Origin of the sequence: Pseudomonas sichuanensis (assembly GCF_003231305.1) — a bacterium.
GTDB classification, from domain to species: Bacteria; Pseudomonadota; Gammaproteobacteria; order Pseudomonadales; family Pseudomonadaceae; genus Aquipseudomonas; species Aquipseudomonas sichuanensis.
This window is the reverse complement of sequence record NZ_QKVM01000013.1, coordinates 1-14,298: the sequence shown is the minus strand read 5'-3', so window position 1 is coordinate 14,298 and position 14,298 is coordinate 1. Positions and strand designations below refer to the sequence as shown.

Annotated in this window: 13 protein-coding genes; 6 read left to right on the top strand and 7 right to left on the bottom strand. The window is 64.9% G+C overall.

What is annotated here, in order from left to right; genetic code table 11:
* Positions 1 to 152: 152 nt before the first annotated feature.
* Positions 153 to 1,214 (bottom strand): LPS export ABC transporter permease LptG, encoded by a 1,062-nt coding sequence (gene lptG, locus DM373_RS09060; RefSeq protein WP_110993234.1) that lies wholly within the window; start codon positions 1,212 to 1,214, stop codon positions 153 to 155.
* Positions 1,207 to 2,322 carry an LPS export ABC transporter permease LptF gene (gene lptF / locus DM373_RS09055; protein WP_110993233.1) on the bottom strand — a complete coding sequence of 372 codons (1,116 nt, stop codon included), beginning with the start codon at positions 2,320 to 2,322 and terminating at the stop codon, positions 1,207 to 1,209. The genes lptG and lptF overlap by 8 nt, the downstream gene beginning before the upstream one ends.
* A gap of 289 nt (positions 2,323 to 2,611) precedes the next feature.
* On the opposite strand from lptF, the gene DM373_RS09045 reads away from it, so the two are divergent.
* From DM373_RS09045 to rlmF, 5 genes are all read left to right on the top strand, one after another.
* The gene (locus tag DM373_RS09045; protein ID WP_110993232.1) at positions 2,612 to 4,105 is read left to right on the top strand and encodes a leucyl aminopeptidase; all 1,494 of its coding nucleotides are present in this window, start codon (positions 2,612 to 2,614) and stop codon (positions 4,103 to 4,105) included.
* A gap of 51 nt (positions 4,106 to 4,156) precedes the next feature.
* Positions 4,157 to 4,585, top strand: coding sequence for a DNA polymerase III subunit chi (locus DM373_RS09040; protein ID WP_110993231.1), 429 nt, complete (start codon positions 4,157 to 4,159; stop codon positions 4,583 to 4,585).
* A gap of 5 nt (positions 4,586 to 4,590) precedes the next feature.
* Positions 4,591 to 4,959 (top strand): DNA polymerase III subunit chi, encoded by a 369-nt coding sequence (locus DM373_RS09035; protein ID WP_110993230.1) that lies wholly within the window; start codon positions 4,591 to 4,593, stop codon positions 4,957 to 4,959.
* Between the two features lie 212 nt (positions 4,960 to 5,171).
* Positions 5,172 to 8,018 (top strand): valine--tRNA ligase, encoded by a 2,847-nt coding sequence (locus DM373_RS09030; RefSeq protein WP_110993229.1) that lies wholly within the window; start codon positions 5,172 to 5,174, stop codon positions 8,016 to 8,018.
* Between the two features lie 99 nt (positions 8,019 to 8,117).
* The gene (gene rlmF, locus DM373_RS09025; protein ID WP_110993228.1) at positions 8,118 to 9,056 is read left to right on the top strand and encodes a 23S rRNA (adenine(1618)-N(6))-methyltransferase RlmF; all 939 of its coding nucleotides are present in this window, start codon (positions 8,118 to 8,120) and stop codon (positions 9,054 to 9,056) included.
* Between the two features lie 161 nt (positions 9,057 to 9,217).
* On the opposite strand, the gene DM373_RS09020 is transcribed toward rlmF, so the two are convergent.
* A complete protein-coding gene (locus DM373_RS09020) occupies positions 9,218 to 9,499 on the bottom strand; it encodes an HU family DNA-binding protein (protein ID WP_110993227.1) in 282 nt (93 codons plus the stop codon).
* Between the two features lie 391 nt (positions 9,500 to 9,890).
* Here DM373_RS09020 and yejK point away from each other — a divergent pair, with 391 nt between their 5' ends.
* Positions 9,891 to 10,898, top strand: coding sequence for a nucleoid-associated protein YejK (gene yejK / locus DM373_RS09015; protein ID WP_110993226.1), 1,008 nt, complete (start codon positions 9,891 to 9,893; stop codon positions 10,896 to 10,898).
* A 270-nt stretch (positions 10,899 to 11,168) separates the two neighbouring features.
* Here the strand turns inward: yejK and DM373_RS09010 are convergent, their stop codons facing one another.
* The 4 genes from DM373_RS09010 to DM373_RS08995 form a co-directional block, all read right to left on the bottom strand.
* Complete coding sequence (locus tag DM373_RS09010; RefSeq protein WP_110993225.1) at positions 11,169 to 11,462, bottom strand: GIY-YIG nuclease family protein; 294 nt, start codon at positions 11,460 to 11,462, stop codon at positions 11,169 to 11,171.
* A 43-nt stretch (positions 11,463 to 11,505) separates the two neighbouring features.
* Positions 11,506 to 11,976, bottom strand: coding sequence for a nuclear transport factor 2 family protein (locus DM373_RS09005; RefSeq protein WP_110993224.1), 471 nt, complete (start codon positions 11,974 to 11,976; stop codon positions 11,506 to 11,508).
* Positions 11,977 to 12,076: 100 nt separating this feature from the next.
* Positions 12,077 to 13,357 carry a CynX/NimT family MFS transporter gene (locus tag DM373_RS09000; protein ID WP_110993223.1) on the bottom strand — a complete coding sequence of 427 codons (1,281 nt, stop codon included), beginning with the start codon at positions 13,355 to 13,357 and terminating at the stop codon, positions 12,077 to 12,079.
* A gap of 13 nt (positions 13,358 to 13,370) precedes the next feature.
* Positions 13,371 to 14,036 carry a FadR/GntR family transcriptional regulator gene (locus DM373_RS08995; RefSeq protein WP_110993222.1) on the bottom strand — a complete coding sequence of 222 codons (666 nt, stop codon included), beginning with the start codon at positions 14,034 to 14,036 and terminating at the stop codon, positions 13,371 to 13,373.
* Positions 14,037 to 14,298: the final 262 nt, after the last annotated feature.

The window sequence follows — 14,298 nt, the reverse complement described above, 5'->3', positions numbered from 1 at the left end:
CGGCGCTTCGTGGGAGCGGGCTTGCCCCGCGATGGCGTTGCGAAGCCCATCGCGGGGCAAGTCGCAGCGGCGAACCGCCGCTCCCACGCCCCACACAGAGCAGCAATGAAAAAGCCGACCCAAGGGTCGGCTTTTTCATTGCTGTCACGCCATCAACCGGCTCGACGCAACATCCACACACCCGCCAGCGCACAGACCCCGGCCGGGATCAGTACCGCCAGCAGCGGCGGGAAGCCGAACACCTGGCTCGACGGGCCAAGCAGGTCGCCGGCGATGCGGAACACGAAGCCCACCAGCACACCGGTGAACACGCGCTGGCCGAGGGTGACCGAACGCAGCGGGCCGAAGATGAAGGAGATCGCCATCAGCACCAGCGCTGCCGTCACCGCCGGTTGCAGCACCTTGGTCCAGAAGGCCAGCCAGTAGCGGGCATTGTTCAGGCCCTGGTCGGAGAGGTAGTGGATGTAGTCCCACAGGCCGGTGATCGACAGCGACTCCGGCGCCAGCACCACGGTGTTGAGCAGCTCGGGGGTAACCGAAACATCCCACGGCTCCTGGGCGTTCTTCACCACTTCGGTGTGATCGCCACGGAAATAGGTGGTGCTCACATCGCTCAGCATCCAGCGGTTGTCGCTGTACTGGGCCTTGCGCGCAAAGCTCGAGGTGAGGATCTTGCGCTGGTCGTCGAAGCGGTAACGGGTGACACCCAGCAGCAGGCCGTTGGGCTGCACCGAGTTGATGTGCACGAACTCCTCGCCCTGGCGATGCCACATGCCGCGCTTGGAGCTTTGCGCCTCGCCGCCACCCTGGGCCAGCGAGCGATCGGCCTGGGCCTTGTTCTCGGTAGCGGGGGCGACGTATTCGCCGATCAGCACGCCCACCAGCATCAGCACCAGCATGGGCTTCATCACCGCCCAGACGATGCGGCCGATGGATACACCGGCGGCACGCATGATGGTCAGCTCGCTGCTGCTGGCCAGGCTGCCCAGGCCGATCAGGCAGCCGATCAGCGCCGCCATCGGCAACATGTCGTAGAGCCGGCGCGGCGCGGTCAGCAGCACGTAGCTGCTGGCGTCCAGCACGGTGTAGGTGTCGCTCAGGTCGCTCATTTCATCGATGAAGGCGAACAGCGACGCCAGCCCGAGGATGATGCCCAGCACGGCAAGAATGGCCAGCAGCACGCTCTGGCCGATGTAGCGGTCCAGTTTAACCACGGGCCACCTCCGCACGGCGTGCTGCACGCTTGAGGCGCAGCGGCTCCCAGTACATCAGCCCCAGGCCGATGAGCAGGAACAGGCCATGGACCCACCAGATACCCAGCGAAATGGGCAACTTGCCCTTCTCCAGGGCGCCACGCACGGAAATCAGCATCGTCAGATAGGCCATGTACAGAAGAATCGCCGGCAGCAGCTTGAGGAAGCGGCCCTGGCGTGGGTTGACGCGGGACAGCGGTACCGCCAGCAGGGTCACGACAAACACCAGCAGCGGCAGCGACAGACGCCACTGCAGTTCGGCGCGCTCGCGCGTACCGTCCTGGCCGAACAACTGGGAGGTCGGGATCGCTTCACGCTCGGTCACGTCCTCGGCGACTTCCGGCTTGGGCAGCAGCACACCGTAGGTGTCGTACTTGATCGCACGGTAGTCGGCCTGGCCGGGGTTGCCGTCATAGCGGTAGCCGTTCTCCAGCACCAGGTAGCGGTTGCCGTCGGCCTGCACTTCCTGGTGGCCCTTCTCGGCAACCAGCACCGAAGGCGCGCGGTCCTTGGTCTTGTCCTGGTTGAAGCGCTTCTCGGAGATGAACACCCCGGCCAGGTTGATACGGTCGTCGGACAGCTGCTCGGTGTAGGTCACCCGGGAGCCGTCACGCAAGGTCTGGAAACGGCCCGGCACCAGGGTGTCGAACTCGGTCAGCGCGTCCTGCTGGGCAATGATCTTCTGCACCTGGGCCACGCCAAGCGGCGCCAGGCTCAGGCTCAGCCAGGCTACCAGCAGGGCGACCAGCGCCGCCGGTGCCATGGTCATCGCCAGCAGGCGTTGCTGGCTCATGCCCGTGGCCGAGAGCACGGTCATCTCGCTTTCGAGATAGAGCCGGCCATAGGCGAGCAGGATGCCGAGGAACAGGCCCAGGGGCAGGATCAGTTGCAGGAAGCCCGGCAGGCGGTAGCCCATGATCAGGAACAGCACGCTCGGGTCGAGCACGCCCTGGGCGGCCTGGGCCAGGTACTTGATGAAGCGCCCGCTCATGATGATCACCAACAGCACGGCGCTGACGGCGCTCAAGGTCAGCAGGACCTCGCGGGACAGATAACGAAAGACGATCAAACCAGACACTCCTGGGTTGTCAGGGGCGGACAGCCATACGAACGATTCGCAACAGCCAGGACCAATGCCGGTTCGCCAAGGCGAACCTCCATGTAAAGTGCGCGCATTATCCTGTGATTGACGGCGCCTGTCACTTGGCCGCGCATGACAGAGCACATCGGGGTTGTCATGAAGGTTGCGCCAGGCTCAAACTGGCAGCTTTTCCGCTGGCCGGCAAAGGCCGCCAGCCCCGTATTCCGAGCGCCTGCGAAAGACAGCGCCCACTCACAGACCATTCGGGGATCCAGACATGGAACTGGTTGTAAAAAGCGTAGCCGCCGCATCCGTCAAGACCGCCACCCTGGTGGTGCCGGTGGGTGAAGGGCGCAAGCTCGGCAACATCGCCAAGGCCGTCGACCAGGCCACCGACGGCGCCATCAGCGCGCTGCTCAAGCGCGGCGACCTGGCCGGCAAGCCGGGCCAGACCCTGCTGCTGCACAGCCTGCCCGGCCTCAAGGCCGAGCGCGTGCTGCTGGTGGGCAGCGGCAAGGACGAGGCGCTGGGTGACCGCGCCTGGCGCAAGCTGGTCGCCAGTGTCGCCGGCGTGCTCAAAGGCCTCGGCGGTACCGATGCGGTGCTGGCCCTGGACGATATCGCCGTGACCGCCCGTGACGGCCACTACGGCAAATACCGCCTGCTGGCCGAAACCCTGCTCGATGGCACCTACGTGTTCGACCGCTTCAAGAGCCAGAAGGCCGAGCCGCGCGCACTGAAGAAAGTCACCCTGCTGGCCGACAAGGCCGGCCAGGGTGAAGTGGAGCGCGCCGTCAAGCACGCCACCGCCATCGCCAGCGGCATGACCTTCACCCGCGACCTGGGCAACCTGCCGCCGAACATCTGCCACCCAAGCTTCCTCGCCGAACAGGCCAAGGAGCTGGGCAAGGCGCACAAAGGCCTCAAGGTCGAAGTGCTGGACGAGAAGAAGATCAAGGACCTGGGCATGGGCGCGTTCTACGCCGTGGGCCAGGGCAGCGATCAACCACCGCGCCTGATCGTGATGAACTACCAGGGCGGCAAGAAAGCCGACAAACCTTACGTACTGGTCGGCAAGGGCATCACCTTCGACACCGGCGGCATCAGCCTCAAGCCAGGTGCCGGCATGGACGAGATGAAGTACGACATGTGCGGCGCCGCCAGCGTGTTCGGCACGCTCAAGGCCGTGCTCGAACTGCAGTTGCCGATCAACCTGGTGTGCCTGCTGGCGTGCGCCGAGAACATGCCGAGCGGCGGCGCCACCCGCCCGGGCGACATCGTGACCACCATGAGCGGCCAGACCGTCGAGATCCTCAACACCGACGCCGAAGGCCGCCTGGTGCTGTGCGACACCCTCACCTACGCCGAGCGCTTCAAGCCCCAGGCGGTGATCGACCTGGCCACCCTGACCGGCGCCTGCATCGTCGCCCTGGGCAGCCACACCTCGGGCCTGATGGGCAACAACGACGAGCTGATCGGCCAGTTGCTGGACGCCGGCAAGCGCGCCGACGACCGCGCCTGGCAGCTGCCGCTGTTCGACGAGTACCAGGAGCAGCTGGACAGCCCGTTCGCCGACATCGCCAACATCGGCGGCCCCAAGGCCGGCACCATCACCGCCGGTTGCTTCCTGTCGCGCTTCGCCAAGGCCTACCACTGGGCGCACCTGGACATCGCCGGCACCGCCTGGATCAGCGGCGGCAAGGACAAGGGCGCCTCGGGCCGCCCGGTGCCACTGCTGACCCAGTACCTGCTCGACCGCGCCGGCGCCTGATGGCGCACGGTCAATGGCGCCTGCTGGCGCCACTGACCGGCGATACGAACCATGAGCAAAGTCGACTTCTATATCCTGCCCACCGACTCGCTGTCGGCGCGCCTGGATTTTGCCTGCAAGCTGTGTGACAAGGCCTGGCGCCTCGGCCACCGGGTCTACCTGCACTGCCAGGACGAGGCGCAACGCACCGAACTGGACCTGCGCCTGTGGCAGTTCAAGGGCGAGGCATTCGTGCCCCACGACCACGCCGAACTGCACCCGGACGCCCGCGTGGCGCTGGGCGTCGGCAGCGATGCCGGCGAGCACCGTGACCTGCTGATCAACCTGGGCGGCGATGTGCCCGGGTTCGTCAAGCAGTTCGAGCGCGTCGCCGAAATCGTCGTCGAAGCACCGGCGATCCGCCAGGCCGCCCGAGAACGATTCCGTTTCTACCGCGAACAGGGCTATGCTCTGCAAGACCACCGCTTACAGCGACTCTGACGACGATGGACAAGCAGCTGAACTCCCTCACCCATTCCGCCCACCTGCTCGACGACCTCGAATCGATTCGCGAGCTGCTGGGTGACGCCAACCTGCAACCGCCGCTGCTGACCGAGACGGTCGAGCAGATTCCACTGTTGCTCGATGAGCCCGCCGGCGCTCCGCCGGTCGCCCAGGCGGCAGCCGCTGCGGCCGACGAAGAGGATGCCCAGACCCGCCGCCAGGACACCCTGCTGCACCTGGACGCCGAGCTGCGGGCCGCCGCCGCGCAGATCATGCAGGACGTGATCAACGACTACACCCCGCATATCGAGACCGAGATCAAGCGCCGCCTGGATGCGCGGCTGGAACGCCTGCTCAAGCGCTCCGAATAAGCTGGCCCTTTCAGCGCCTTCTTCGCGGGTAAACCCGCTCCCACAGGTACAGCGCTGTTCTTGAGAGCAGCACTGTACCTGTGGGAGCGGGTTTACCCGCGAAAAGCCTCACTCGGTGACTCGGTGCAATATCACTACACCGTGTCCCCTGCCGCCTCGCCGTTGTATACTTCCCGGCTTTCCTGAACAAATGCCATAGGGTCCCGCCGCGCATGGACAAGACCTACCAGCCGCACGCCATCGAAACTTCCTGGTACAACACCTGGGAGTCCGAGAACTATTTCGCCCCACAAGGTGCAGGCGAGTCCTACACCATCATGATCCCGCCGCCGAACGTCACCGGCAGCCTGCACATGGGTCATGGCTTCAACAACGCGATCATGGATGCCCTGATCCGCTTCCGCCGCATGCAGGGCCGCGACACCCTGTGGCAGCCAGGCACCGACCACGCCGGTATCGCCACCCAGATGCTCGTCGAGCGCCAGCTGGAAGCCAAAGGCCAGAACCGCCACGACCTGGGCCGCGACAAGTTCCTGGAGAAGGTCTGGGAGTGGAAGGATCAGTCCGGTGGCAACATCAGCCGCCAGATCCGCCGCCTGGGCTCTTCGGTGGACTGGAGCCGCGAGCGCTTCACCATGGACGACGGCCTGTCGGACGCGGTCAAGGAAGCCTTCGTGCGCCTGCATGAAGACGGCTTGATCTACCGCGGCAAGCGCCTGGTCAACTGGGACACCAAGCTGCACACGGCGATCTCCGACCTCGAAGTGGAAAACCACGACGAGAAAGGCCACCTGTGGAACCTGCGCTACCCGCTGGCCGACGGCGCCAAGACCGCCGAAGGCAAGGACTACCTGGTGGTCGCCACTACCCGTCCGGAAACCCTGCTGGGTGACGCCGCCGTGGCCGTCAACCCGAACGACGAGCGCTACCAGGCGCTGATCGGCAAGTTCGTCAAACTGCCGCTGGTCGGCCGCCTGATCCCGATCATCGCCGACGACTACTGCGACCCCGAGTTCGGCACCGGCTGCGTGAAGATCACCCCGGCCCACGACTTCAACGACTACGAAGTCGGCAAGCGCCACAACCTGCCGCTGCTGAACATCTTCGACAAGAACGCGATGGTGCTGGCCAGTGCCCAGGCGTTCAACCTCGACGGCAGCGTCAACGAGCAGATCGATACCAGCCTGCCCGCGCAGTACGCCACCCTCGACCGCTTTGTCGCGCGCAAACAGATCGTTGCCGACCTCGACGCCCAGGGCCTGCTGGTCAGCATCGACGATCACGCCCTGAAAGTGCCGAAGGGCGACCGTTCCGGCACCGTCATCGAGCCGTGGCTGACCGACCAGTGGTACGTATCCACCAAGCCGCTGGCCGAACCGGCCATCGCTGCAGTGGAAGACGGCCGTATCCAGTTCGTGCCGAAACAGTACGAGAACATGTACTTCTCCTGGATGCGTGACATCCAGGACTGGTGCATCAGCCGCCAGCTGTGGTGGGGCCACCGCATCCCGGCCTGGTACGACGAGGCCGGCCAGGTCTATGTCGGCCGCGACGAGGCCGAAGTGCGCGCCAAGCACAACCTGGGCAGCGATGTGCAACTGCGCCAGGACGACGACGTGCTCGACACCTGGTTCAGCTCGGGCCTGTGGACCTTCTCCACCCTGGGCTGGCCGGAACAGACCGAGTTCCTCAAGAAGTTCCACTCCACCGACGTGCTGGTCACCGGCTTCGACATCATTTTCTTCTGGGTCGCCCGGATGATCATGCTGACCATGCACCTGATCAAGAACGAAGACGGCACCCCGCAGGTACCGTTCAAGACCGTGTACGTGCACGGCCTGGTGCGTGATGGCCAGGGCCAGAAGATGTCCAAGTCCAAGGGCAACGTGCTTGACCCACTGGACATCGTCGACGGCATCACCCTCGACGCCCTGCTGGAAAAACGCACCAGCGGCATGATGCAGCCCAAGCTTGCCGAGAAGATCGCCAAGCAGACCAAGGCCGAGTTCCCCGAAGGTATCGCCAGCTACGGCACCGACGCCCTGCGCTTCACCTTCTGCTCGCTGGCCTCCACCGGCCGTGACATCAAGTTCGACATGGGCCGTGTCGAGGGCTACCGCAACTTCTGCAACAAGATCTGGAACGCCGCCCGCTACGTGCTGGACAAGGGCGAGGACTGCGGCCAGAACGGCGAGGCCTACGAGCTGTCGCTGGCCGACCGCTGGATCATCTCGCAGCTGCAGCGCACCGAAGCCGAAGTGACCCGCCAGCTCGAGCAGTTCCGCTTCGACCTGGCCAGCCAGGCGCTGTACGAGTTCATCTGGAACCAGTACTGCGACTGGTACCTGGAGCTGTCCAAGCCGGTGCTGTGGGACGAGAACGCCCCGGTCGAGCGCGCCCGCGGCACCCGTCGCACCCTGGTGCGCGTGCTGGAAGTGGCGCTGCGCCTGGCCCACCCGTTCATGCCGTTCATCACCGAAGAAATCTGGCAGCGCATCGCGCCGCTGGCTGGCATCGACGGCAAGACCATCATGCTGCAGCCATGGCCTGAAGCGAACGAGAGCCGCATCGACGCCGCCGCCGAAGGCGACATCGAATGGCTCAAGGAGCTGATGGTCGGCCTGCGCAACATCCGCGCCGAGATGAACATCGGCCCGGGCAAGCCGCTGCCGCTGTTCCTGAAGAACGCCAACGCCGACGACCAGCGCCGCCTGCAGGAGAACGAAGCCCTGCTGAAGAAACTGGCCAAGGTCGAGTCGTTCACCGTGCTGGGCGAACAGGACGAAGCACCGCTGTCGGCCACCGCGCTGGTGGGTGACCTGCAAGTGCTGGTACCGATGGCCGGCCTGATCGACAAGGACGCCGAGCTGGCACGCCTGAACAAGGAAATCCAGCGCCTGCAGGGCGAAGTCCAGCGCGTGGGCGGCAAGCTGTCCAACGCCGCCTTCGTCGACAAGGCCCCGCCTGCCGTGATCGAGAAAGAGCGCGCCAAGCTGGCCGAGTCGGAGCAGGCCCTGGCCAACTTCACCGAGCAGCATGCGCGGATCGCTGCGCTTTAAATCTCAGTGAAGCTATCGCGGGGCAAGCCCGCTCCCACGGGATCCACACCGGACTCGTGGGAGCGGGCTTGCCCCGCGATGCTTTACAGGACCGAAACCATGACCGACAAACCCACCCTGCACCCCCGCAACCGCCACCAGGGCCGCTACGACTTTCCGGCACTGATCAAGGCCCACCCGGACCTCGCCCGCTTCACCATCACCAACCCCTACGGCAAACCCAGCATCGACTTCGCCAACCCCGAAGCCGTGCGGGTGTTCAACCGTGCGCTGCTCAAGGCCCAGTACGGCATCCAGCACTGGGACATCCCGGCCGATTACCTGTGCCCGCCGATTCCGGGCCGCGCCGACTACATCCATGTGGCCGCCGACCTGTTGGCCGCGGACAACGCCGGCGAGGTGCCACGCGGCGCCCAGGTGCGCGTGCTGGACATCGGCGTGGGTGCCAACTGCATCTACCCGCTGCTCGGCCACAGCGACTACCGCTGGCGCTTCACCGGCTCCGACATCGACCCGATCGCCCTGGCCTCGGCCAAGGCCATCGTCCAGGCCAACCAGCTGGACAAGGCGATCGGCCTGCGCCTGCAAACCGAGCGCAGGCATATCCTCAGCGGCTTGTTGCAGGAGGGCGAACGCTTCGACCTGACCCTGTGCAACCCGCCCTTCCATGCCTCGCGCGAAGAAGCCACCCGCGGCAGCCAGCGTAAATGGAAGAACCTCGGCAAGCAGGACCCCAAGCGCAAGCTGCCGGTGCTGAACTTTGGCGGGCAGAACAACGAACTGTGGTGCGAAGGCGGCGAGATCCGTTTCGTCAGCCAACTGATCGGTGAAAGCGTGCAGTACGCAGCGCAAGTGCTGTGGTTCACCAGCCTGGTGTCCAAGGCCAGCAACCTGCCGGGCATTGAGGCGGCGCTGAAGAAGGCCGGCGTGAAGGCCTTGCAGATCGTCGAGATGGGCCAGGGGCAGAAGCAGAGCCGCATGGTCGCCTGGAGCTTCCACGACGACGAAGCGCGCAAGGGCTGGCTGGCCAGGCGCTGATCCTCCTGTGGGAGCCGGCTTGCCGGCGATCCAGGCGACGCGATGGATGGCACCGGCATTGCCGGTGATCGCCGGCAAGCCGGCTCCCACAGGGCGAAACCACAGGCACAAAAAAACCGCGCCCGGGCAAGCCGGGCGCGGTCTCGTCAACGCAGCAACAATTACTTGTTGATGGCGTCGTTCAGCGACTTGGCCGGAACGAACTTGACGACTTTCTTGGCAGCGATTTCGATGGCAGCGCCAGTCGAAGGGTTGCGGCCGGTACGGGCAGGACGCTCGGAGACTTTCAGCTTGCCGATGCCTGGCAGGGTGATTTCGGCGCCGTTTTCCAGTTGGTCGGCGACGATCTGGCCCAGTTGCTCCAGGGCGTTGCGCGCGGTGGTTTTTGGCGCGTCGATGGCTTCAGCGATATCGGCAATCAGTTGGTCTTTGGTCAGTGCCATGGTGGTGTTCCTTCCCTATCAAATCAGAGGTTGTGCAGCGTGCTTGGTCGGTGGTCGGGCCAGCCCGGGACAATCCAGAGGCCGCGTCGATCGCGTATGTAGATGCGCAAATCGGCGTTTGGTTCGACACCCCGCCGGCGCGCTGCCAGCAATGCGCCACTCAAGGGGCGCAAGACCGCGCAAAGCTACCACAGGAATCGATAAATATCCGCTGTCGACACTGATTTTGTGCAGGATTTTCGGGGGTTTAAGGAAAAAACGCACAAAAATGAACAAAAAACGAACAACCGCCATTTCTGCCAACATCTGGCCACTGCATCGCCCCCACCCTGAGGTAAACTGAGCGACTTTGCAGCGCGGCCTCGCCCCCGCTTACATCACAGAGAATTCCATGCCAATCCGTCATTGCATCGTTCACCTGATCGACAAGAAGCCCGATGGCAGCCCCGCTGTACTGCATGCCCGCGACAGCGAACTGGCGGCCTCCGATGCCATCGAAAACCTGCTGGCCGACCTCAACGACAGCTACAACGCCAAGCAAGGCAAAGCCTGGGGCCTGTTCCATGGCGAATCCGGCGCCTACCCGTTCAGCGGCTGGCTCAAGCAGTACCTGGAACAGGAAAAGGACTTCACCGGCTTCAGCCGCGTCGCCGTCGAGCACCTGCAGAAGCTGATGGAAGAATCCAACCTGTCCACCGGCGGCCACGTCTTGTTCGCCCACTATCAGCAGGGCATGACCGAGTACCTGGCGATTGCCCTGCTGCACCACAGCGAAGGCGTGGCGGTGAACGCCGAACTCGACGTGACGCCATCGCGCCACCTCGACCTTGGCCAACTGCACCTGGCGGCGCGGGTCAACCTGTCCGAGTGGAAGAACAACCAGAACTCCAAGCAGTACATCTCGTTCATCAAGGGCAAGAACGGCAAGAAAGTCTCGGATTACTTCCGTGACTTCATCGGCTGCCAGGAAGGCGTGGACGGCCCGGGCGAAACCCGCACCCTGCTCAAGGCCTTCAGCGACTTCGTCGAAAAGGAAGACCTGCCGGAGGAGTCCGCCCGGGAAAAGACCCAGACCCTGGTCGACTACGCCACCTCGCAGACCAAGATGGGCGAGCCGATGGGCCTCGAAGAGCTGTCCAGCCTGATCGACGAGGACCGCCCACAGGCCTTCTTCGATCACATCCGCAACAGTGACTACGGCCTGTCGCCGGAAATCCCCGCCGATAAGCGCACGCTCAATCAGTTCCGCCGTTTCACCGGGCGGGCCGAAGGGCTGTCGATCAGTTTCGAGTCGCACCTGCTGGGCTCGAAGATCGAGTATGACGAGGAAGCGGGGACGCTGGTGATCAAGGGGCTGCCGACGCAGTTGGTCGATCAGCTCAAGCGCCGCAAGGACTGAAGCGACCGGCCTGGCTGTGGGAGCAACTGTCTTTGCAGGAGCGGCCTTGTGTCACGAAAGGGCTGCACAGCAGCCCCGGCGATTTTTGTTGCGTAGCTGAAAACTGGGGCCGCTTCGCGACCCTTTCCGACCGGTCCGGCGCCCCGGCAAGGCCGCTCCTACAGTTGTCGTGCAATACAGGTGGGAGCGGGTTTACCCGCGAAGCAGGCAACACGGTGGATGGCGCCGGCCCCTGCCGGTGTTCGCGGGTAAACCCGCTCCCACAACAGATCAGTGCGTTGAGGTTTCGCACCAGGAGGCAACAAGCGCCTCCTTGGCCTTCTTGCGCAGCTTCTTCACCAGGCGTTCCTGGCGCAGCGCTTCGCCTTTGTCCGGCCACTGCTCCACGTACACCAGCGCCTGCGCCGGGCTGGTCTTGAAGTAGCGTGCGCCCTGCCCCTTCTGGTGCTTGATGAAACGCCGCTGCGGGTCATCGCTGATGCCGCAGTACAGCGAACCATTGGCCGCCCGCACCAGGTAGACGTACCAGGGTTTGCACTCGATGGTGGAAGGTGTCTCGCTCACGGCTCGGTTCGATACAGCTGAAGATGGCCGCCAGCTTACCCGCTCAGCGCGCCTGCTGGAACGCCCGCAGCCCTTTGAAGGCCTGCTGGCGAACCTTGTTCTGCAGCATCGGCGACCAGCCCAGCAACACCCCCGGCATGCCCAACGCCTGGCGCGACCAGCGCCACAGGTCAAAGCTGTCGTCGTGCTGGCAGATCAGCCCGTCGCGGATCACGAAGCGCGCCTGGATATCGTTGACCACCACCCGCCCGGTCTGGCTGAACAGGTAGGTCGCCACCCAGTGGGCCTCGCCGCCACGCTCATCGCTGCGAACGTTGTCGAAGGTCAGGGTGAAGTCCTTGGCGCGGCGGGTGAGCATCCGCCACATATCGCCGGCATCCTGGCCGCGCAGGGTGCCGAACACCGGATCGCTGAAGGCGATGTCGTCGCTGTAGCAGGCCACCATGGCCTCGGCATCCAGGCGCTGGAAGGCCTGGTAGAAACGGGTGATCAGGGCGCTGTTGGCATCGCTCATGGGGTGGTCCTGCGAAGATACGGAACCCGCACGATACTGCCTGGCTACCAGCAGCACCATGCCCATTCGCGCCGTGAATGATGATCGCGGGCAGCGTGGTCTACACCCGCTCGCTGCTGACCTGCACATGCAGGGCCCGCCCGGCGCCCAGCCCGAACGCGATAGCCCCTATCCCCAGCACTGCGAAGATCCAGCCCAACGCATCCCAGCCCCCGGTCAGGTCATGCACCAGGCCGACGGCAAAGGGCCCGGTGGACGCCAGGGTATACCCCACGCCTTGGGCCATGCTCGACAGGTTGGCAGCCACGTGCGCATCCTTCGAGCGCAACACGATCAGGGTCAAGGCCAGGGCAAAGGTGCCGCCCTGCCCCAGCCCCAGCAGCACCGCCCACCCCCACAGCCCGTCAATGGGCGCGTAGAGGCAGCCGAACAGGCCAGCCAGGGTCACCAGCATCACCACCACGATGGCCAGCCGCTGGTCCTTGCCACGGGTCGCCAGCCACGGCGCGCTCAGTGAGCTGATCAGTTGCACCAGCACCGAACCCGACAGCACCAGGCCTGCCTCGGTCGGGCTCAAGCCCCGGCCCACCAGGATCGAGGGCAGCCAGCCGAAGACGATATAGGCCAGCGACGACTGCAAGCCCATGTACAGCGTCACCTGCCAGGCCAGTGGATCACGCCACAGCCCACGCACCCGATAGGCCACCTTGTGCAGGCCATGGCCCTGGCGTGCCTGGGGCAGCCATACCAGCATCGCCAGCAGCGCCGGCAGCATCCAGAAACCCAGGCCCAGCGCCCAGCTGTCATCGAAGTGCTGGCTCAGCGGCACGGTTGCGCCGGCGGCCAGCGCCGCCCCCAGGCACAAGGCCATGGTGTAGACCCCGGTCAGGGTGCCGGCATGTTGTGGGAAGTCGCGCTTGACGATACCCGGCAGCAGCACTCCGATGATGCCGATGCTCGCCCCCGCCATCAGGCTGCCGAGGAACACTCCCGTTACGCCCAGGGCGCTGCGCACCAGGATGCCCAGGGCCAGGGTGAGGAGGATCCCGAGGATCACCCGCTCGCTGCCAAAGCGCCGTGCCAGGATCGGCGCCAGCGGTGCGAACAGCCCCAGGCAGAGCACCGGCAAGGTGGTCAGCAAGCCTGCCTGCGAGGCGTTGAGGCCCAGACTTTGCGAGACCTGGCCCAGTGCCGGTGCCATGCTCGACAGGGCCGGGCGCAGGTTCAGTGCCACCAGCACCAGGCCCAGCAACAGCAGCCAGGGCCGGCGCAGCAGCACCGGCTGTTGCTGCACGTGCTCGTCGTCAGCCTCGGCGTCGATCAGCAGTTCGTCGAGTTCCGCTTCGCGGGAAGTCGTGTCGCGGGTCATAGGTTCGGCCATGGCCGTCTCCCGTTCAGGATTCGATAAGGGTTCGGCTCAGGCGCTTGGCCAGTTCCGGGTCGCGTTGTGCGACGGCGTCGAGAATCTGCTCATGCAGGTCGAACACCGCCTGGCAACGGGGGACGGTGGTCATGTTGTGCTGCAGGGCGGCGGCCGCTACGCCGGAGAAGTAGCGGTAGAGTTCGCTGAGCGCCGGGTTGTGGGCGGCATCCACCAGGCGCTGGTGGAATTTGATGTCGCATTCGACGTAGGCGTCCACGTCACCCTGGAAGTGCGCCGCACTGTGCTGCAGGGCTTCGCGCAGTTCGTGCAGGTCCTGTTCGGTTCGGCGCAGTGCCGCCAGGCCGATGGCTTCGGCTTCGAGGATATGGCGGGTTTCGCGGGCGTGCTCGACGGTGCAATGGGCCATGGCCTGCACGGCTTGCAGGGGGTCCTGGGCGGTGCGCAGGTAGCTGCCGTCGCCCTGGCGAATCTCGACCAGGCCGCTGAAGGCCAGGACGCGCATGGCTTCGCGCACGGTGTTGCGGCTGATGCCGAGGTCGCTGGCCAGCTCGGGTTCGGTGGGCAGGCGCTGGCCTATCGACCAGGTGCCTTGGGCGATGCGGTCGCGGAGCTGGTCGACGGCTTGCTCGACCAGGGAGCGTTTGATCAGGAGGGTCACCTGGGTACGTCCAGTCATCGGATGAATTTTGGGGTGGTGGGACGATAGCGGGTTGGGGTGGGGGTGGCAAGGTTTGGGTTTGGGTTTGGGTTCGGGTTCGGGTTCGGGTTCGGGTTCGGGTTCGGGTTCGGGTTCGGGTTCGGGTTCGGGTTCGGGTTCGGGGCCTAGTGTGTGGGTTTTGATAGATGTATGCGCATTCAGCGGCGATGGCGACATTTAGTCACCTTTCCGCCCTTACGGCGGGTTACTTTGGTCTTGGCCAAAGTAACCAAAGCCGCCT